Genomic DNA, 19,540 nt, shown 5'->3' with positions numbered 1-19,540 from the left:
CCGCGCCGTCCCAGGAAGGCGCGGCTATGCTCGCCCCCCGCATGACCCGTCGCTGCCCCGACCGAAGAGTGAGCCCGTGGACACCCAGCCCGAAACCCTGACCGGGCGCTGCATGTGCGGCGCCGTGACGTACTCCGTGACCGCCGAGGCCTCGCAGGCGGTCATCTGCCACTGCGTGGACTGCCAGCGACAGACCGGCACGGCGTTCACAGCCGTCGTCAGCGTGCCCGCCGATGCCCTGGAGATGGAGGGCGACACGATGGCCACCTACGCCACGACCGGAACCGACCACGGTCAGCCGACCAGGCGCACCTTCTGCTCGGCCTGCGGGTCGCCGCTGGTCACCCACGGCGCCTACCCCGGTCTGGCCTTCCTCAAGGTCGGAACGCTGGACGACCAGTCCTGGATCGACGTCGGGGTGGAGATCTGGTGCAGCTCCAAGCCGGCGTGGTCGCCGCCGTTCTCCGGCACCCAGACCGCCGAGCGCGACGCCGCGCTGTAGGGCGCCGAGCCCGTCGCCGCCCGGCACGCGAGCGCACCGTCTCTCCGCGACGCGGCCGGCTCAGGTGAAGATGATCTCGCCACCGCCGGCCAGCGCGTAGAACTCGCCCACGGTCATCACGCCGTCGACCTGGTCGACGAAGTCCTGTTCGGTGAGCTTGAACATGTCCACGCTGGCCTTGCAGGCGTACAGCCCGGCGCCGGAGTCGGAGATGAGCTCCACGAACTCCCTGATCGGCGGGATGTCGAGCTTCTCCATCTGGCGCTGCATCATCTTCGTCGCGATCGCCGACATGCCGGGGATCGCGCCGAGCCAGGTGGGCACGTGCATGCCCGGGTTGCCGACCGTCGCGACCTTGATCTTGGCCTGACGGCCGCGCCGGATGGCGTCGAGGCCGAAGAACGTGAAGAACACGTTGGCCTCGATGCCCTCCATCCGGGCGCCGTTGGCCATGATGAGGCCGGGGTAGATGCCCTCCAGCGACCCCTTGGACACGACGATCGACACCTTCTCGATCGTCTCGGGCCGCACGGTCGCCGCGGCGAGCGGCTGTTCGAGTGTCTCGGCCATGGTGGCGCCTCCTAGATGCAGCCGCGGGGCTTGGGGATCCCCGCGATCTTGGCCGCGAGCTTCGCCGGGCCCTTGGGGAAGAGCCCGTAGAGCTCCTTGATCGGGACGCCGGACAGCTTGCCCAGCGAGCGGATGCTCGGGGCCGAGCCGGTGTCGAGGTACGTGGTGCGCATGAAGTCGATGACCGTCCAGTGGCGGTCGGTGAGCTCGGCGATGCCGTTCTCGCGCGCGATCGCGTCGGCCATGTCGCGGGTCCATTGCTCGGGACGGAGGAAGAAGCCCTCCGCGTCGAGCTCGACCGGAGTGCCCTCGAGGGTCTCGGGCGTCATCGTGGTCCTCCTTGGAGGGTGGGGAGCTGGGAGAGGTCCTTGCCGGCGAGCTGCAGCTGCGGGCTGATGCCGGGCAGGTCGCGACCGGGCAGCAGCACGTGCCAGTACATCCACTGGAAGGCGAGCTTGGCCATGTGGTTCATCCGCGACTCCTTCAACAGCGCCAGCGGGCCGAGGTGGGGCTCGGGGAACCGGCCCGGCAGCGGCTCGACGTCGTAGTTGAAGTCGATGAGCAGCGCCTTGTGGAAGCCGGTCTCGATGAAGCAGTTGCTGTGCCCGTCGAAGGACGGCTCGAGGGGCTCGCCGGCGAGGTGGTGGGCGATGTTGGCGACGAGCGTGTCGCCCTCGAAGTGCGTCACCGACCCGGCCTTGGAGGTCGGGAGGTTGGTCGCGTCGCCCAGGGCGAAGACGTTCGGCGCGACGCGGGCCTGCAGGGTGTGCGGGTCGGTGGCCACGAAGCCCAGCTCGTCGCCCAGGCCCGGCGAGCGCCCGACGTGGGCGGGGCCTCCGTGCAGCGGGATGCTGACCAGCAGGTCGAAGGGCACCTCGCGATCGTCGTAGCTGACGAGGCGGCCCTGGGCGCCGTCGACCTGCCCCGTGGCGAACTCCGTCTCCAGGGCGATGCCCTTGGCGGCGAGCAGCCCGGCGAGGTGCGCCGAGGCGACCGGCTTGGTGAACGCCGCGTCCAGCGACGTGACGTAGGTGATCTGCACGGCATCGCGGACGCCGCGCTCGCGGAGGTACCAGTCGGCGAGGAAGCAGAACTCCAGCGGCGCCACCGGGCACTTGATCGGCATGTCGACCGGGTTGACCACCAGCCGCCCGCGGTCGAGCTCCGCCAGCGCGGCCGCCAGAGCGGTCGCGGACTCCAGCTCGAAGAACGTGAAGACCTCCTGGCCCCACCCGGCACCGCCCAGGCCCTCGGTCTCCTCGGGCAGCAGGGCCGCGCCCGAGGCGACCACCAGGACGTCGTAGGCGATGGTCTCGCCGCCTGCGAGGTGGACCGTGCTCGCCGGCGCGTCGACGTGCTCGACCTCGGCCAGGCGGAAGTCGACGCCGTCGTGCAGCTGCGCACGGCGCGAGCGCACGATCTCCTCGGGCTCGGCCAGCCCGAACGGCACGAACAGCAGACCCGGCTGGTAGACGTGGCGGTCGTCGCGGTCGACCACGATGATCTCGACGTCGGCGCCGCAGACGCGGCGCAGCCGGTTGGCGGCCAGCGTGCCGCCGGTCCCGCCGCCGAGGATGACGATGCGCCGTGACATGCCCGGGGGCTCAGCGCGCCGACGCGGCCGGCGGGCGGTGGCCCAGGCCGACCCCGAACAGCGGACCGATGTTGACCATGCTCAATTCGACCTCCTGACTCGTGAGCCCGGAGTCTCGCTCGCGGCCGGCCGTGCGGCATCCGGGGTCTGCCCCGCACGGCGTGCGGGTTTCCCCGGGACCGGAGCGTCCGTCGCCGTCCTCTCGGCCGCTCAGCGCAGCGACTGGCGCAGGACCTTGCCCAGCGCGTTGCGCGGCAGCCGGTCGACCCGTTCGAAGCGCTTGGGCACCTTGTACGCGGCGAGCCGCTGGGCGACGTGGGTGCGCAGGTCGGCGTCCGACACGGGCCCTTCGAGGACCACGACCGCGGTGACCTCCTCCCCCCAGGCCTCGCTCGGGCGGCCGACGACGGCGGCCTCGACCACGGCGGGATGGGAGACCAGCGCGTCCTCCACCTCGACCGGATGGACGTTGAACCCGCCGGTGATGACGAGATCCTTGCTGCGCCCGGAGATCCGCAGGTAGCCGTCGGCGTCGTGCTCGCCGAGGTCGCCGGTCCGGAACCACCCATCGTCGGTGAAGGCCTCGGCATCGGCGTCGGGGCGGTTGAAGTAGGCGCCGATGACGTTGGGTCCGCGCACCTGGATCTCGCCGTCGGCGGCCAGCCGGACCTCGACGCCGGGAAACGGCACGCCGACGGTGCCCGGCCTGCGCGGTCCGTCGTAGGGGTTGCCCGTCAACATCATGGTCTCGGTCATGCCGTAGCGCTCCAGCGGGAGCTGCCCGGCCGCGTCGCCGATCGCCGTCGCGAGGGTGGCGGGCAGCGGCGCGGAGCCCGAGACGACCAGGCGCAGCGCCCGCAGGGCATCGGCTGCGCCGGCGTCCGCGATCCGGTGGTACATCGCCGGCACGCCGAAGAACAGCGACACCCGCCCCGACCGGGCGCGCGCCGCGACGTCGGCGACGTCGAACCCGGCGCGCAGGTCCATCGCCGCCCCGTGGGCCAGGACCCCGTTGACGCCGACGCCGAGCCCATGGACGTGGAACAGCGGCAGCGTGAGCAGCAGGCGGTCCTCGGCCGTCCACCGCCAGGCACGACCGACCCCCGTGATGCTGGCCAGCAGGTTGGCGTGCGTGAGCGGCACGCCCTTGGGCCGGCCGGTGGTCCCCGACGTGTAGACCAGCAGGGCCATGTCCTCGGCGGCGGCAGCGTCCAGCACGGCGTCCGGCGCCTCCGGCAGCCGGAGCTCGGGGCCGAGCACCTCGACCGGGCGTCCGGCCGCCTCGCGGATCCAGCCGGCGCGCTCGTCGCTGTCGACGATCGCGGCGGCGGGCCGAGCGTCGGAGACGACCGCCTCGACCTCGCTCCGGGTGTAGCCCGTGTTCATCGGGACGACCACGAGCCCCGCCCGCAGCGCGGCGACGTAGGCCTGCACGAAGCCGGCCGAGGTGGGCGCCGAGAGCACCACGCGGTCGCCCGGGACCAGCCCCGCCCCGATCAGCCCCTGGGCCGCGCGCCGCGTGCGCTCCTCGAGCTGCAGCGTGGAGATCTCCGTGCCGTCGACGTCGGTGATCTGCGCGCGGTCGGGACCGGCCGCCCACTGCCGCACCCAGCGCCCGGGCAGGCTGCGGTCGGCCAACAGGTCGTCGGCCGCGGCGCCGGACTGGTCGCTCATGCGCGCCCGATGCGCGGCGTCGTGGTGGCCATCATGGTGCGGAACTGTACGCGGAGGGGGCGACCGGCTCGACCGCCATGATCCGTCCGTGGCCGACTACTCCGAGAGCAGGTAGTCCGTCGTTGCCGTCAGCTCGAAGAGCCGGGCGACCTGGGCCGGGATGTCCGGTGCCACGCGGATGGACCCGCCGTCGCCGTGGGCGCGCTGCTTGACTCGGATCAAGAGGTTCAGCCCGGAGGAATCCATGAAGCTGACCTCGCGCAGGTCCACGACCACCGTCCGCCGCTCGCCGGCCAGGACGTCCAGCGCCTCACGCAGGACGGGCGCCGAGACGATGCCCAGCTCGCCCGAGACCGACACGACGGTGGTGCCGTCGTCGCGAAGGTCCTGTGACAGCCCAAAAGGTGCAGGAGCGGGATGGCCGGTCATCGCGATAGAAGCCTCGTCGCCTATACCGCGGTCCGAGGATGGCCCCGCCGGAGCCCTCACGTCCCGCAAGGGTGCTGACTGTAGTCCATGCAGGCCCCACGGCACGTCGCGGGTGATCGCCGGGAACGGCAGGGGACAGACGAGCACATGGGCCACGGCTCGCTTGGCATCCTGACCGCACTGAGACCTGAGGCGCGCAGGTTCAGTGGCAGGTGCCGGTGCCGGAGTCGTCGAGTTGGCCGCTGACGCCGGGGCTGGTGTTGTCGGGGGCGTTGAGCCACGTCCAGCTGTAGCCATCGGCGGCCAGGTTCAGCTTGAGCAGTCCGTAGTTGGCGTTGTAGACGACTTCCTGGCCGGGGCGCCCGGTGTCGACGGCGGTGATGTTGGCGCCGCCGAGGCCGTTGATGATCTCGCGGGTGCCGCCCGCTTGTGGGAGGCCGTCGGCGCCGAGTTCGGCCCAGCGTTCGTAGGCATGGACGTGGCCGTTGAGCACGAGATCGGCTCCGGCGTCATGCAGGGCGGCGAAGTAGACCTGCATCGTGGGGTCGTCGCCGTGCAGCGGGTCGTTGCTGTAGGCCGGCTGGTGCCACATGGCCGCCAGGCACCGGTTGGGATGGGCGGCGAGATCGTCTTTGAGCCAGGCCATCTGCGCCGAGGTCCTGGCCGCCGCCGGCGAGGAGTCGATCTCGGAGTCCAGGGCCACGATGTGCCAGGCGCCGAGATCGAAGCTGTAGTAGCCGCGGCCCGGGGGCCGGCTCGGTCGGCGAAGTAGTCGAAGTACGCGCTGGCCGGCGTCGGGCAGCCCGGGACGGTCTGGCCGCAGCGGTAGTCGTGGTTTCCGGGAACCGGGAAGGTGATGTTGCGAAATGAGCCCCAGGTCGGCTCGTAGCAGTCATGGAATTCGGTGGGCAGCCCGGACTCGTAGACGTGGTCGCCCAAGGAGAAGACGCCGTCGATGCCGCCGGCAGCGATCTGCTCGCGGATCATCTGGCCGGTGGCCACCGCGCCCTTGCCGGGATGCTCACCCTGCGACGGGTCGCCCGTCGCGTTGTTGACGCACTCGGCGATATCCCCGGCCACCAGCACGGTGTTGGTCGTGGCCATCGGCGCAGCCACCGGACCCGGCGCCGGAAGCACAGGAGGTGCAGGCGCCGGCGATGACGCAGCCTCGGAGCCCGGTACGTCGATGACGGGCGCCTGGGGCTGCGCCGTCAGGGGGGCCGCGGACTGCGCGCCGACCAGACCGCCGACGGGAGGACCGTCGAGAGCTGGAGCGACGTGATGACCCGGGAGCCGCCATGCAAACGCGACGGGCAGCGGGACACTGTCGGCATAGCGCCCGAGCCGCACCGGCGACGTCAGCGCACGGTTCGGAGCGCACCAGCGAGCATAGGTGGCGACAACGCCGTCGCCGGCCACACGTCCCTCGCGGACCGCGGTCATCCTCAACCGCCCGCCCACCAACGGGTACTGGCGGAACACGTAGGCCTTCCTGCCGCGGCGATCGCTGTAGCGAAAGGCCGCCCACACACGCTCTCCGGCGCGCTCGTATCGCACCGGCTGCAACACGTACGAACCACCGGCCGCGCGCTGGTAGGACACGATTGGGCACACGGAGGCCGTCGGTGGCGCCGTGGACTCCGCGACGGGAGTGCCTGCCGTCACCAAGGAGGCGAGCCCGAGCACCACCGCGAGGAGTGCTGACCGCCGCACACGACCCATCGGGCGCACGCTACCGGCTCGTTCCCCCAACTTCCGGGGTAGACCAGCGGAGGATCGAGCAACTGGTCCGCCTACAGACTCCCACGAGTCGGAGCGTAGGCGTCGTGGGCTGAGCTCCGAAGCCCCAGGCCGGTGGAGGGCCGGGGAGCATCGTCCAGGACATACGAGTCAGCACGCGCCCTGTCAGGACCTCGACCGGCTGTCATGGGCCGTGCTCGAGCCTGCACACGTCGCGAGGCTGGACGGGCGGTTCGCGGCAGTCAGCTGGGCGCTGGCCGCCGGTGCTTGACGCAATCGTGTGAGCGTCAGTGCGTCGCCTGGGTCGAAGGACGAGGGTGCGCTCTGCTCCCCCAGAGAGCAGAGCGCACTCGTAGTGACAGGAGTGTCCCTCCCAAACGCCATATTCGGTCGGGCGCAATGAGCGGCGCTGCGCCAAAGTCCGAAATCTGACGCACCGGGCGGGACACGTCCCCGGGTTTGCTGAGGCCGGACTCAGCAGTCAGCGCTGCTCGGTATGTTTGCCGCATGTTCGTGTCACAGGACGGCCGCTCGGGGTTCCTGGTCTGCGACCACCCGGTATGCGATCGCACGAGTGATCGATTCGTCGCGTATCTGGGTGGGTCGTTGCCGGAGGGCTGGGCGATGTCCGTCCGGTTTCGCAGTCAGGGCCGTGCCGGCCACCTGTGTCCGCAGCACGCCGGAGAGACCGACGGGAGATCCACTGTTTCGCGGTCCTGGCTGGGACCAACGCGGAAAGCTCGATGGTCCTAGCGACGTCGTTTCAATCCGGCTTCAAGCACGGCGTTCACCGGATGTGGCGTCCGCCGGCTTCCCCCGGCGAATGGTCCTCGGTTCGAGCGTCACAGGCTGTGTTGCGACTGCTGCAGTCTCCAGCGCGCGATCGACGCGCTCAGACACAGCGTCTCGAGATGACTCGAACATGGATCGGAGACCACCCGAAGACAGGGAAGGTCGCAGCTCCGTGGGTGGTCGTCGACCACGGCCCCTGCAAGGCGGGGGCACGCTCATGCAGGGGCCGTGGTTCAACTTGCCCCGTCTCGTCGCGAGGTCCGCGCGACCCTATATGCAGCGTCTGAATGCGGCCTGAACGCCTGGCAAACCGGCGAGCGTCGACACTTCGCCACTCCGGGAAGGACGCGACGGAGTGTTACCTCGGGACCGTTGCGTCGACAGATGGTTACTTGACGATCGAACGCAGCAACGATCAGTTGGGTGAGTAACCCTCGATCCCCTGGAGCCGCCGTGGGACTTCCTGCTTGGACGTCCGGCCGACGTCGATCAGCCCGTCCGACCGCCATGTGCTGATCGGCATGCAGCCCAGGTCCATGGATGCCTCCCAGCCTCGGGGACGGCATGCGTCCGACCCCTCAGCCGTTCGATGCGCTTGAGCGCGCGGCCGTCGCGCGACGAGCGCCGACGGCACTGCTGATGGCTCGAGGTGGCCGAGTGCGCTCCGACGAAGGGGACCGTGATGGTCGGTTCCTCACGCCGCTGCGGCGGCGGCGGCGCTATCGCTTGACGACGACGTCGGGCACAACGCCCTCGACGACGGCCACGTCAAGATGGCTGAGGTCCTCCACCTGGTGCTCCATGTCGCCGCCAGCGTCGCCTTCGCGTAGACGCTGCTCCTTGCGGAGGCTCCTCGCCTGGCGCTTCTCGCGCACATTATGCTCGCGGGCCAGTTTCGCGAATGTCGTCTTCTTCTTGCCAGCCAAGGTTGACCTCCCGGTCGTGCAGGCGAACGCGGCGCTGCTAGGCGCGACCACGACGCGCTGAGCGCGGTTCTCCGGCCGGCGGACGCGCGGCCTCCCCCGAGAGGATAGCTGCGTCCGCCGCGAACCCGCCTGCAGCGAACCGATCCGGCCGCCGCCCAGGCGGCCTCCAACGCGTTCACGCAAGAGCCGAAGCCGCACCAGTCGCAGGCTGAGTCCCGCGAGGCGCTGCGTGCGGGCGTGGCCGCCACGAGCGGATGCGCTCACATGTGCTGCAAGTCGCATGCCCGGGAGGCGCGCTCCCGGAGACGCGTGCGGCGGACGTCGGCCGAGCCCGCGGGTCGTCGCGCAGACCGAGTACTGTCTCACGGGTCGGACAGCGATGGCGACCGCAGGGCTGAGACCTTCAGCAGATGAACGTCCCCCGAGCACACCAGCCTGATCTTCCGATGGCCGAGGTCTGCCGATAGGCGGGCCTCCGCCTCATTAAGGGTGGTGTTCGCTCGGCCGTTCCCCGACGAGCGACGACCGTCGACCACCAGACGCCTCGGACACCGTGATGCCGGCCCGACGGGTCTGTCCCTGGTCGACGCAGCGGCGAGCACGTGAGCGGCGCCGGTCGCGTGCCATGCAGGGGCGAGCACAGGCCGGCCTCATCTGCGAACGGCCACGTCTACTCGCGCCGGTAGTGGAGGTGGGTCACCCCACCGGCGAACTGCCGGTGCTCGACGAGCGTCAGCGACGTCTGACTGACGTCGGTCGCGAAGAACGGCGTCCCGCCACCAACCAGCACCGGGTAGACGAAGACCGAGTAGTCGTCGATCAGGTCCTCGCGCGCGAGCGCCGATGCGAGCGTGGCCCCGCCCACGCCGACGACGCCCTCGGTGATCGCCCGGACCTCATCTGCGACCGACGCGGTCGCCAGCCGCGCGTTGGGCCCGAGGTCGGCGTCGGTCAGCGTGCTCGAGACGACGATCTTCGACAGCGGATTCCACACGCCGGCGAAGTCGTGCTCGATCGGCCCCCAGTCGTCCTGCGGCGTCTCCCAATAGCGCATGATCTCGTAGAGGTTGCGCCCGCAGACCTGATGCGTCTGGGTCCGGACCCGGTCGTTGTGGAACTGGTGGAGCTCCGCGTCGGGCGCGCCCCAGTCGAAGGACCCGTCCGGCCCGTTGACGTAGCCGTCGAGCGACATGCTCATGGAGTAGATGACGGTCCGCATGACCTCGAGCCTAACCCCGCGCCGGCCCTCCTTCGCGAGCGCCGTGAAGAGCGGCATGCGCGCTTCCTGCGCCTCCCCACTCTGGCGCGCCCCGGCGCGGACAGTTCGCGGGCTCGAGAGCATCACACCCAAGGCGTCGATCGGCGTACCCGCCGCGACGACTCGGCGATGCCGAGGATCTGCGCATCCTCCATGCCCGCTTCGCCCATCGTGAGTTGTACTGATCGATCAGCGGGCTCGTCTCCGCCGGCGAGGCAACCTGGGGTCGTTGGGATCGGGCACGCGCTACCGGTTCCACTTGTCGGCGGTCGACTTGCCGTGACGGCTGCTTTTCGCCCGGACGCTGAGGACATCGGGCGGGGAACCCGGCTCCTCCATCTCGTGGCGGTGATTGCGCATCATCCTCCGGCTCCGACGCGCCGAGAACCGCTTGCGGAACAGCGCGACCCTGCGAAGACTCATACGGGGCATCTCGTGCTCCCCTCGGGACCGATGGATCTCTCAGACGCTGGATCCGAGAGTCCGGCCCGCCATCCGGCGACACCGCGCTCGTCGATCCGTTCGAACTACGGATGCCCTGCCCACACCGCGGCCTCAAGGGTCGGGGGTCGCGACCGTGGGCTCGGCGGCGCCGGCGGGCATGCGGAGATCGCGGCAGCTGTCGCCGGAGGATCCGTAGTTCGCCCTCGGAGGCAGCGGAGCGACCCGGATGAGGCCGGCGCCGCGACGGAGCACGGTTCGTGCTGTCCACCTCGCACGCGAAGGAGTGCCGATGCAGGTCTCGCTCACGGCCCGCACGACGATGTCAGCGGAGCAGCGACGCCGCGTGACGCGGCGACTCGAGGCGCTGGAGCCGCTGGCCTCCAGCCCGATCCTCGCCGCATACGTGCGCATCGACCGCGATGACAACCCGAGCATCGCCCGCCCCTGCCACGCCGAAGGCGAGATCGACGTCAACGGCCACCGCATCCGTGCGCACGTCGCCGGTGCGTCGACCGAGATGGCGATCGACGATCTGGGCGACCACCTGGAGCGCCAGCTGCGACGGCTCGCCGAGCGCCGCATCACCCGCCGGCGTGAGACCGGCGAGGCGCAACCCGGCGAGTGGCGGCACGGCGACCTGCCGACGCAGCGTCCCGAGTACTTCCCGCGCCCGCCTGAGCAGCGTCAGGTCGTCCGCCGCAAGACGTTCGCGCTCGAGCCCATGACGCCGCTGCAGGCGGCCGCCGACATGGTCGACCTCGACCACGATTTCTACCTCTTCCATGACGTCCGCACCGACGACGACGCCGTCGTTCACCGGCTTCGCGAGGACGGCCGCCTCGGCCTGATCGAGGCCGGCGAGTCCGCACCGGAGACCGACCGGCGATGGCTCGTGGTCGAGCCGAACCGGTTCTCGGAACCCGTCGTGCTGGAGGCCGCGATCGAGGAGATGACCGGCATCGACCACCGGTTCCTCTACTTCGTCGACGCCGACCGCGCGCGCGGCGCCGTGATCTACCGCCGCTACGACGGCCACTACGGCCTGATCGAGGCGCAGCCATGACCGCGCAAGGCGCCTCGCGGTGGCGACCGTGGCGCGGCGCTGCCTCGAAAGGCGCGCCGGCGGGGCGTCCGAGACCTCGGTGCGCGAGCTCCCCTGCCGGCGGTCCGCACCGCTCGCGGCGAGTCTGGGCCCGTGTGCGGAGATCGGCTGTCGTGCCCCGGTCGACGGTACGTCGCGTGCGCGGCGTCGCCATCCGCGTTCGCCCGACGATCCGCGGCACGTCTGGGAACGTCCGGGACCCGTAGCAACTACGGATGCGCACGCAGTGTCGCAGGCGCATGATCGTCCTCAGAAGGGTCGTCGATCGGGTCGCTCGCAAGAGCGACAACGAGGCGGCCCTTCCCTCATGCACGCGGGCCGCGGCGATGGCGTACGACCGGGTCGGACCACGCGGGTGAGCTGAGCTGCACATCACCGCCCGCCATGGCGCCGACTCGCCGTCAACGCCACGCGCGCCGTCCTCACGACCAACGTCCAGGACGGCAGCGTGGAGGACATCGCGCTCGTCGCGCGCCTCCCGCTCAGCCAGCTCGCCGGGCGGCGCGGCCCCCTCAGCTTCGGCTACGGCATCGAGAGGACCCGGGAGCTGAAGATCGCGCAAGGGGAGGGCCACACCTCCACCTACATCGCCGGCAACGAGACGCTCAGCCGCGTGAAGATCTGGGAGTGGCCGGACCAGTCGCAGGTGTGGTTCGCGCACAGGGTCGACCACGCGTCGGTCGCCACCGACCGCACGCACATGCCGACCTTCGGCAAGGACTGGAACGCGCGGACGACGATGTTCTGGAGCGGCAACCGGGGCCAGGTGCGGAGCATGACGATGAGCGGCCGCGATCTCTGGCTGGCGTGGGCCACGGGGCGCGACGTGTGCGTGAAGCGGGTGAGGGGCGACCTGTGCGCCGACGCCAGGCAGACGTTCCCGCAGCCGACGATCGAGATCGCCAAGATCGACACCACGTACTGGCGCCTGCGCGACGAGCAGTTCCTCTGGAGCGGGACGCACGGCTACGCGTTCCCCGCGCTGGCGACGAACCGCGACGGGGACGTGGGCATCGGCGCCGTCATGAACTCGAGCGCGGGCTCCCCGGTGCCGGTCGTGGGTTACCTGACCCCGCAGCTGGCGCTCGCGGGCCCCCTGCACTCCGCCTGGCTCAGGGCGGGCGACTACTCGAGCCTCCGGCCCGGCTCGACGGACAGCTCGTTCGTCTGCGCGGCGTTCACCGAGCGGCCCGATCCCCGCGTGCCGCCGAACCCGGCGAACACGCGCGGCTGGCACTACATCGAGTACGGGCGCGGCAGCGCGCCGCGCGCCGCGCGCCGCGGGTGACGATCGACTCGCCGCTGGACGGGCGCACCTTCTATGCCGGAGAGCCGATCACCTACGCCGCCACGGTCACCGACCCGGGATGGGGCATGCTCGCCGACGCGGCGATCGCCTGGACCGAGGACGGCGCGGCGATCGGGACCGGACCCCGGATCACACGCTCCGGCACGCCGATCGGCACGCACACCATCGCGGTCACGGCCACCAACGCGGACGGGCTGAGCGCGAGCGCGAGCATCACCGTGCGCGTGGCCGCGGCCGAGAACCACGCTCCGGCCGTCGCGATCACCGACCCGGCCGACAACAGCGAGTTCCCGGCCGGGGTCGACCCCGTCACGAGCGAGCGCTACGCCGACGTGAAGTTCACGGCCAAGGCCACCGACCCCGACGGCGATCCGCCCACCTTCCAGTGGTGGGACAGCATCGACGGCGGCCCATACGCGCAGGTCGCCTTCGAGCTGTCCCCCACGCTGCGGCTCCACGCGCGGCCGCCCGCCCCCGGCGAGGACACCACGCACGACCTCATCCTCGTCGCGTCGGATGGCACGAACCGCTCGACCGCCGCGATCCGCGTCCGGATCTACACCATCGACTGACCGCGGGCCGGGGTCAGCCGATCAGCGGGTACCGGCGCGCGGCGGCCAGGCGGTCGAGCGCCTGCTGCATCCGCCCGGTGACGAGGTCGTAGGCATGCTCGGCGTCGGCGTCGGGCCCGAGCTCCTCGGCCAGGTGGATCGGTGGGAGGACCTCGATGGTGATCTTCGACGGCAGCGGGACGCGCACGGGCAGGTCGAGGACGGTGAGCCCCACGGGCGGGCCGACCTGCACGGGCGCGACGTCGATGCGCAGAAGCTCATGCAGGTGCAGCAGCCGGGCGATGCGCTCACCCTGGCCGAGGAAGAGCGCCGTCTCCTGACCGCCGATCGCGACCACCGGGACGATCGGGATGCCGAGCTCCAGGGCGAGCCGTGCGAAGCCGGTCCGGTGGGCGAAGTCGATCTCGGCCTCGTGCCAGCTCGCCCGGTAGGTCTCATGGTCCCCGCCGGGATACACGAGCACCGTGGCGCCGCGCGCGAGCGCTCGGCGCATGTTCTCCGGGCACGCCGGTACGGCGCCGAACGGCGTGATGATCGCGCGGAGACCCGGGATCTTGAACACGAGGTCGTGGGTGAGCTGGTGGAACATGCGCTCCGGCCCGAAGTGGTCGTAGAAGGCCTGGCTGAACACGAAGGTGTCGGCGATCAGCCAGCCGCCGGAGTGGTTGCCGACGAGCAGGACCGGGCCGGCCGGCACGTTGTCGAGCCCGCGGACCTCGGCACGGAAGTAGAACTCCGACATGGCCCGCAGGCCGGGAAGGGTGCGGCGGATGTAATCGGGATCGCGGAGCTCGAGCGGATCGCCGGCGGGATGGTGGCGCGGGTCGATGACCCCCATGACATCGGCGGTGGCGCTGCGAGCGACCTCGACGAGCCCGGCGGCGGAGCCCGGAAGGCTGTTGACCCAGCGCATGAGCCACGGGCGGCGCCGCGGCGCCGCCCGTGCGACCACGCCGTTGCCGGTGTGCGCACGCTGTCGCGAGGGTGTGGCCGCTGACATGAAAGCCTCCTTCCACCGGAAGGTACGCCCGTGGCCAGAGACGGCCATCCGTCTTCGCCCCTCTGCACGGGGTGGACGACTACGGATGATCGCCGTGAGGGCGGCGCCCCGGGCGGCGTCACACCGCCGAAGCGGTACTTGGCGTACCAGACCCGTCCGGACCCACCTCCACGCCGGAAGACGTGGCCGCTGGGCTCTCCGAAGCGAGGTGGCAGACATATGAGTGGCGTTGCCGGAGGTCTCGGCACACCGAACACCCGTGTGATCCGCGGCGTCGCGGAAGCGGGGCGCTTGGGGCGCGGCGTCAGAACCGTGCGTCGATACCCATGGGTCGGGTGCGCTCTCGATGACTGGACACCAGGGCGCCGGGCCTGCCGAAGCCATGTTTGCCGTAGTGGGCGTCCCGAGCAGGTCGAAATCGACCACGTACGTACACCGTTGGAGGCCCCTGGGTTGTTCCGTCCACCGCTCGTCCGTCCTCGAGATCACCCGGTCGCTCATCCGGCGGGCACCCTGCGTGTTGCGTCGGTGCCCGCCGGCCACGTCTACGTCCGGCATCTCGCCCACCCTGACGGAGAGGACGGTGTGCGGCGGCTACGCGACATCCCGCCGCCGGACGGCCGTCGGGTGCCCGGCGGGTGGTGGCCACCGGCGATGCTCGACGCAGCGTGGATCGCCGAGCACCACGCATCGTTCGATGTCTTCCACGTGCACTTCGGCTTTGACGCCAAGACGCCTGACGAGCTCCGCGCGGTGGTGCAGGCCCTTGAGCACGCCCACGTGCCCCTGGTCGTCACGGTGCACGATCTGCGCAACCCCCATCACAGCGACACGCGGCTGCACGAGGAGCAGCTCTCGGTGTTGGTCGAGCACGCCCACGAGGTCGTGACGCTCACCCCTGGCGCCCGCTGCGTGATCATGGAGCGCTGGGGCCGGACGGCACGAGTGCTGCCGCATCCGCACGTGGTCGACTGGACGACGATGCAACGACCACGGCCCCGCCGTGCTGATTTCGTCGTCGGCATCCACGCCAAGAGCCTCAGAGCGAACATGGATGTGCCCAGTGTGGCGGTGGTGGTTGCCGACGCCGTGCGGCAGCTGCCCGGAGCCGTGCTGCGGATCGACGTCCACGACGAGGTCTACGAGCCGGGCAACCACTTCTACGCCCCTGAAGTCGGAGGCGCCTTGGAACGACTCGCGCGGGACAACGATGCCGTCACGTTGTGCCGTCACGCCTACTTCACCGATGACGAGTTGTGGGACTACTTGATCCGTCTGGACGTCTCGGTGCTGCCGTATCGCTTCGGTACCCACTCCGGCTGGCTCGAGGCCTGCTTCGACCTCGGCACCGCGGTCGTCGCGCCGACGTGCGGCTTCTACGGCGAGCAGCAGCCGTGCTCGACCTACCAGCACGACGAGCATGAGCTGGACGCGGCCTCGCTGGTCGCGGCCGTCCGCCACGCCTACGAGCACCGCCCGGCGCCGAGAGCCGATGTCGACCAGCGGCGCCGGCAGCGCCGTCAACTGGCCGACGCGCACCGGACGCTGTACGAGGAGGTGCTCGGGTGAACCCACTCCGCGTTGCGCTCATCGCGGCATCGGGGTTCCCGGTCGCCGAGCCGTTCGCCGGCGGGCTGGAGGCACACGTCTGGTCGCTGGCCGACGGCCTGCGCCGCCGCGGTCACCACGTGACCCTCTTCGCCGGCCCGGGCTCCGACTCACGCCTCGGAGTCGAGCTGCTGGACCTGCGACGACCATGCATCAGCGACGCGGCGCAGCGCGACACGAGCATGGTCGCACCGGCCTGGCTCGACGAGCATCACGCCTATCTCCAGTTGATGATCCGTCTCACGCGCACCGGCGCGGCGGAGTTCGACGTCGTCCACAACCACAGCCTCCATCACCTCCCGATCGCGATGGCCTCCGCCGTCCCGGTCCCGATCATCTCGACGCTGCACACGCCGCCGACTCCCTGGCTGGAATCCGCGATCCAGGTGCACGACGACTGCCCGGTCACCTTCGTCGCCGTGAGCCGTCACACGGCCGGCGCGTGGTCACACGTGCTGCGCACCGCCGAGGTGGTGCACAACGGCGTCGACGTGAGGCGTTGGCGGGCCGGCCCGGGCGGCGGGCCGCTGGTGTGGTTCGGGCGCTTGACACCCGAGAAGGGCGCGCATCAGGCGATCGACGCGGCGGTCCTGGCCGGGCGCCCCGTGGTCCTGGCCGGACCCGTCGCCGACCGGCGGTATTTCGACGCCGAGGTGCGGCCACGCCTGGCTCAGCCCGGCGTGGAGTACCGCGGTCACCTGGAGCACGACGCGCTGGTCGAACTCGTCGGCCGGGCCGCGGCAAGTGTGGTCACCCCCTGCTGGGACGAGCCCTACGGCCTGGTCGTGGCCGAGGCGCTGGCCTGCGGCACCGCGGTCTGCGCGTTCGCCCGGGGCGCACTGCCCGAGTTGATCGACGACGAGTTCGGCCGCCTCGTCGCCCCGGGCGACGTGCACGGGCTGGCCGCCGCGCTGCTCGACGCTGACGCCCTGTCGCGCGACGCCGCCCGCCGCCATGCGGTCGACCATTGCTCGTTGGAGACGATGATCAACCGGTACTGCGCGCTCTATGGATCGCTCACCATGTCCGTGGCCGCGTGATCGGGTACTACATCCATCACCAGGGTGACGGGCACGTGTCGCGGGCGACGGCCGTCGCCCTGGAGCTCAGCCGTCACGAGACCGTCACCGGGTTGAGTTCCCGACCGCGGCCACCCGACTGGATCGGTCCGTGGATCCGGCTGGCCCCCGACGACGATCCTGCGGCGACGTCCGCGACAGATCCCACCGCGTCCGGCGCACTGCACTGGGCGCCCACGAGGCACGACGGGCTCCGTGAGCGCATGGCTCGGATCGCCGGCTGGGTGCAACGCCATCGCCCACGCCTGGTCGTGGTCGACGTCTCCGTCGAGGTCTGCCTGCTCGTACGTACGATGGGCGTCCCGGTGGTCGTGGTCGGCATGCCGGGCACCCGCGACGACCCCCCTCACCAACTCGCGTTCCGCATCGCGAGCGCCATCATCACGCCATGGCCGGCCTGGGCCGATCCCATGACCGGCGCCGAGGACTGGACGGCGAAGACGCACGCCGTCGGAGCGATGTCGCGCTTCGACCAACGGGCGGTGTCGCGCGGACGGTGTGACCCGTCCGACGGTCGCCGCCGCGTCCTCGTCCTCTCAGGACGGGGCGGGACGCAACTCGACATCGCCGCCATCGCCGCGGCGCAGCGCGCCACGCCGGATTGGGCCTGGACGATCCTGGGGCCGCCGGGCGGTCGCTGGATCGACGACCCTTGGTCCCTGCTCTGTGCTGCCGACGTGGTCGTCACGCACGCCGGCCAGAATGCCATCGCCGACGTCGCCGCTGCGCGCCGCCCGGCGATCGTCATCCCCCAGCCGCGTCCGCACGACGAGCAGCGCGCCACGGCGCAGGTCCTCGAGCGCGCAGGTCTGGCCATCGTGGAGCCGGTGTGGGCTCAGCCCGACCGGTGGCCCGCGCTCCTGGCCGCCGCCGACCGCCTCGGTGGCATGCGGTGGGAGCGTTGGTCCTCGGGGCGAGGGGCACGTCGTGCGGCGGCGGCGATCCGAGGAGCAGGCCTACCGGCACACGCCTCGGCGGATGCCGCATGCGCGTAGCGGTGATCACCATCGCGGCCGGTCGCGAGCGGCACCTCGCCCGGCAGCGCGCAAGCCTTGGGTCCTTCTGCGCGCCCGGACGCTACGTCGTCGTGGCGATGGGCGACGGCGCGACGGCCTGCTGTCGCCAGGCGTGTGGACCTGAAGCTGACGTCATCGCCGTCGACGTCGGTCTTCAGGGTCTCCCGCTGGCGCATGCGCGCAACGCGGGCGCGCTTCATGCGATCGCCCGGGGCGCAGAGCTGCTGGTCTTCCTCGATGTGGACTGCCTGCCCGGGCCGCGTCTGCTCGAGCGCTATCAGACCGCCGCTGCGTCGGCGCCGACGTCGTTGCTCTGCGGGCCCGTCGCCTGCCTGCCCCCGCCGGGCCGCGAGGGCTACCGCGACGAGGATCTGGAGGAACTCGCACGGCCTCATCCCGCCCGCCCGGTGCCGGCTGAGGACGCTCTGGTGCACACCCGGGACCACGAGCTCTTCGGGACGCTGTCCTTCGCCGTCACGGCGGAGACCTGGCGCGCGGTCGGCGGCTTCTGCGAGGACTACGTCGGCTATGGGGGCGAGGACACGGACTTCGGCCAGTTGGCCGCCCGGGCCGGCGTCGACCTCTGCTGGGTCGGCGGGGCGTGGGCCTACCACCAGTTCCACCCGACCCAGGATCCGCCCGTCCACCACCTCGACGACATCCTGCGGAACGCGGCCACCTTCCATCGCCGGTGGGGGTGGTGGCCGATGATCGGGTGGCTGAAGGCCTTCACCGAACTGGGGCTCACCGATGGACTCGAGCCGGCCGAGCAATGGCGGCTCGGTCAGGCGGGGCGATCACCAACGCCTCCATGAACGCGCGCCGGGTCCCGGCCGCTTCCGCCACCTCAGCGTCCCCGCCCGGGGATAGGGGGCGGGGACGACTGATGCGCGCCGGCGACACCTCGCCCTTCTCAGAGCAGGACATCGTCCCGGACCGCCTGGTGAGACCATGATCCCAACCGGGGTCTCCCAGGCTGTGGCACCGTCGCAACCGCCGGCGTGCCGACAGCGTCCTGGCGCGGCCCCCCCACCCGATGTCCCCGACCACGTGCCGGCAGCGCGCCCGGATGCGAGCGTGGATCGCGAACGCTTCGCGTCGTGCGACAACATGTCCGCTCTCGCCGTTTCGTGCTCGCCCAGGGCTCGTCACACAACGGGTTCCCGCGCGAGCCGTCAGTGGACGGAACCGGCCTCCGCGACGCCGCGGAGCTTCTCCACGGCGGTGCGCAGCACCCGCGAGACGTGCATCTGCGACAGCCCGACGATCTCGCCGATCTCGGCCTGAGTCAGGTCTTCCTCGAAGCGCAAGCGCACGATCTCGCGCTCCCGTGGCGTGAGCCTGCGGATCAGCGAGGCGATCGTGGCGCGGTCCTCGGCGACGGTGAAGTTGGAGTCCTCGGCTCCGAGTACGATCTCGAGGCCGCCGTCAGCGTCGCCGGCGCCCGCCGGGGGGGGCCGAGAGCGAGGTGAACCGGCGGGCCGCGAGTGCCTGACGCGCCTCCAGCACAAGTTCGTCCGACAGGCCGCAGCGGCGCGCGACCTCGTCGACGGTCGGTGAATGGCCGAGCTCGCGGCTGAGGTCCTCCTGGGCGCGCTCGACGCGCAGCGATTGCTCCTGGAGATCACGCGGCGGTCGCACGGCCCAGCTGTGGTCGCGGAAGTGGCGGCGCAGCTCGCCCGACATCGTCGGAAGCGCGTAGCTGCTGAACGCCGCGCCGCGGTCCGGGTCAAAGCGGTCCAAGGCCTTGACGAGACCGACGCACGCGACCTGCACCAGGTCGTCGAAGGGCTCGGAGCCCTGCGCGTACATCGCGGCGGCGTACCGCGCCAGCCGGAGGTAGCGGTGGATGAGGCGCTCTCGGATCGCCGGATCTCGTGTCGCCGCGAACCGGCGGAGCAGGACGTCGTCCGTCCTCCTGGCCG

The 19,540-nt window shown here is 71.1% G+C and carries 19 protein-coding genes; 8 read left to right on the top strand and 11 right to left on the bottom strand.

Annotated features, from left to right (window positions below):
- The first annotated feature begins 76 nt into the window (after positions 1-76).
- Positions 77-502 (top strand): GFA family protein, encoded by a 426-nt coding sequence (locus FSW04_RS10305; RefSeq protein ID WP_146918923.1) that lies wholly within the window; start codon positions 77-79, stop codon positions 500-502.
- A 60-nt stretch (positions 503-562) separates the two neighbouring features.
- Here the strand turns inward: FSW04_RS10305 and FSW04_RS10300 are convergent, their stop codons facing one another.
- From FSW04_RS10300 to FSW04_RS10265, 8 genes are all read right to left on the bottom strand, one after another.
- Complete coding sequence (locus FSW04_RS10300; RefSeq protein WP_146918921.1) at positions 563-1,072, bottom strand: DsrE/DsrF/DrsH-like family protein; 510 nt, start codon at positions 1,070-1,072, stop codon at positions 563-565.
- Between the two features lie 11 nt (positions 1,073-1,083).
- Positions 1,084-1,401: a TusE/DsrC/DsvC family sulfur relay protein gene (locus FSW04_RS10295; RefSeq protein ID WP_146918919.1), complete on the bottom strand. Its 318-nt coding sequence runs from the start codon at positions 1,399-1,401 to the stop codon at positions 1,084-1,086.
- Complete coding sequence (sqr, locus tag FSW04_RS10290) at positions 1,398-2,666, bottom strand: type III sulfide quinone reductase, selenoprotein subtype (protein WP_146918917.1); 1,269 nt, start codon at positions 2,664-2,666, stop codon at positions 1,398-1,400. The genes FSW04_RS10295 and sqr overlap by 4 nt, the downstream gene beginning before the upstream one ends.
- A gap of 210 nt (positions 2,667-2,876) precedes the next feature.
- Complete coding sequence (locus FSW04_RS10285; protein WP_146918914.1) at positions 2,877-4,340, bottom strand: class I adenylate-forming enzyme family protein; 1,464 nt, start codon at positions 4,338-4,340, stop codon at positions 2,877-2,879.
- A gap of 96 nt (positions 4,341-4,436) precedes the next feature.
- Positions 4,437-4,769 carry an STAS domain-containing protein gene (locus FSW04_RS25840; RefSeq protein WP_187369393.1) on the bottom strand — a complete coding sequence of 111 codons (333 nt, stop codon included), beginning with the start codon at positions 4,767-4,769 and terminating at the stop codon, positions 4,437-4,439.
- Between the two features lie 202 nt (positions 4,770-4,971).
- The gene (locus tag FSW04_RS10275; protein WP_146918910.1) at positions 4,972-5,472 is read right to left on the bottom strand and encodes a metallophosphoesterase family protein; all 501 of its coding nucleotides are present in this window, start codon (positions 5,470-5,472) and stop codon (positions 4,972-4,974) included.
- Between the two features lie 2,548 nt (positions 5,473-8,020).
- Positions 8,021-8,227 (bottom strand): hypothetical protein, encoded by a 207-nt coding sequence (locus tag FSW04_RS10270; protein ID WP_146918908.1) that lies wholly within the window; start codon positions 8,225-8,227, stop codon positions 8,021-8,023.
- A gap of 670 nt (positions 8,228-8,897) precedes the next feature.
- The gene (locus FSW04_RS10265) at positions 8,898-9,503 is read right to left on the bottom strand and encodes a dihydrofolate reductase family protein (RefSeq protein ID WP_228431111.1); all 606 of its coding nucleotides are present in this window, start codon (positions 9,501-9,503) and stop codon (positions 8,898-8,900) included.
- A gap of 715 nt (positions 9,504-10,218) precedes the next feature.
- Here FSW04_RS10265 and FSW04_RS10260 point away from each other — a divergent pair.
- The 3 genes from FSW04_RS10260 (at position 10,219) to FSW04_RS10250 (ending at position 12,912) form a co-directional block, all read left to right on the top strand.
- Positions 10,219-10,992: a ribosome hibernation promotion factor gene (locus FSW04_RS10260; RefSeq protein ID WP_187369392.1), complete on the top strand. Its 774-nt coding sequence runs from the start codon at positions 10,219-10,221 to the stop codon at positions 10,990-10,992.
- Positions 10,993-11,479: 487 nt separating this feature from the next.
- Positions 11,480-12,319 (top strand): hypothetical protein, encoded by an 840-nt coding sequence (locus tag FSW04_RS10255; RefSeq protein WP_146918903.1) that lies wholly within the window; start codon positions 11,480-11,482, stop codon positions 12,317-12,319.
- A complete protein-coding gene (locus FSW04_RS10250) occupies positions 12,316-12,912 on the top strand; it encodes a PKD domain-containing protein (protein ID WP_146918901.1) in 597 nt (198 codons plus the stop codon). The genes FSW04_RS10255 and FSW04_RS10250 overlap by 4 nt, the downstream gene beginning before the upstream one ends.
- Before the next feature lie 13 nt (positions 12,913-12,925).
- Here FSW04_RS10250 and FSW04_RS25835 read toward each other — a convergent pair whose 3' ends face one another.
- Positions 12,926-13,912 (bottom strand): lysophospholipid acyltransferase family protein, encoded by a 987-nt coding sequence (locus tag FSW04_RS25835; RefSeq protein ID WP_187369391.1) that lies wholly within the window; start codon positions 13,910-13,912, stop codon positions 12,926-12,928.
- A 528-nt stretch (positions 13,913-14,440) separates the two neighbouring features.
- Here FSW04_RS25835 and FSW04_RS10240 point away from each other — a divergent pair.
- The 4 genes from FSW04_RS10240 to FSW04_RS10225 are packed head-to-tail and all read left to right on the top strand — an operon-like array spanning position 14,441 to position 18,430.
- Positions 14,441-15,481 (top strand): glycosyltransferase family 4 protein, encoded by a 1,041-nt coding sequence (locus FSW04_RS10240; RefSeq protein ID WP_228431109.1) that lies wholly within the window; start codon positions 14,441-14,443, stop codon positions 15,479-15,481.
- Positions 15,478-16,560 carry a glycosyltransferase gene (locus tag FSW04_RS10235; RefSeq protein WP_146918896.1) on the top strand — a complete coding sequence of 361 codons (1,083 nt, stop codon included), beginning with the start codon at positions 15,478-15,480 and terminating at the stop codon, positions 16,558-16,560. Before FSW04_RS10240 ends, FSW04_RS10235 begins: the two co-directional genes overlap by 4 nt.
- Positions 16,557-17,594 (top strand): glycosyltransferase, encoded by a 1,038-nt coding sequence (locus FSW04_RS10230; RefSeq protein WP_146918894.1) that lies wholly within the window; start codon positions 16,557-16,559, stop codon positions 17,592-17,594. The genes FSW04_RS10235 and FSW04_RS10230 overlap by 4 nt, the downstream gene beginning before the upstream one ends.
- A gap of 2 nt (positions 17,595-17,596) precedes the next feature.
- A complete protein-coding gene (locus FSW04_RS10225) occupies positions 17,597-18,430 on the top strand; it encodes a glycosyltransferase family 2 protein (RefSeq protein WP_228431107.1) in 834 nt (277 codons plus the stop codon).
- Positions 18,431-18,790: 360 nt separating this feature from the next.
- Here FSW04_RS10225 and FSW04_RS10220 read toward each other — a convergent pair whose 3' ends face one another.
- Positions 18,791-19,126: a sigma-70 family RNA polymerase sigma factor gene (locus FSW04_RS10220; protein WP_187369390.1), complete on the bottom strand. Its 336-nt coding sequence runs from the start codon at positions 19,124-19,126 to the stop codon at positions 18,791-18,793.
- Positions 19,044-19,427 carry a sigma-70 family RNA polymerase sigma factor gene (locus tag FSW04_RS25830; RefSeq protein WP_321167691.1) on the bottom strand — a complete coding sequence of 128 codons (384 nt, stop codon included), beginning with the start codon at positions 19,425-19,427 and terminating at the stop codon, positions 19,044-19,046. Before FSW04_RS25830 ends, FSW04_RS10220 begins: the two co-directional genes overlap by 83 nt.
- Positions 19,428-19,540 lie beyond the last annotated feature (113 nt).

The sequence above is a fragment of the Baekduia soli genome (genome assembly GCF_007970665.1).
Classification (GTDB): domain Bacteria; phylum Actinomycetota; class Thermoleophilia; order Solirubrobacterales; family Solirubrobacteraceae; genus Baekduia; species Baekduia soli.
Note: the sequence above shows the minus strand (reverse complement) of the source record. Positions and strands in the feature narration are given on the sequence as shown.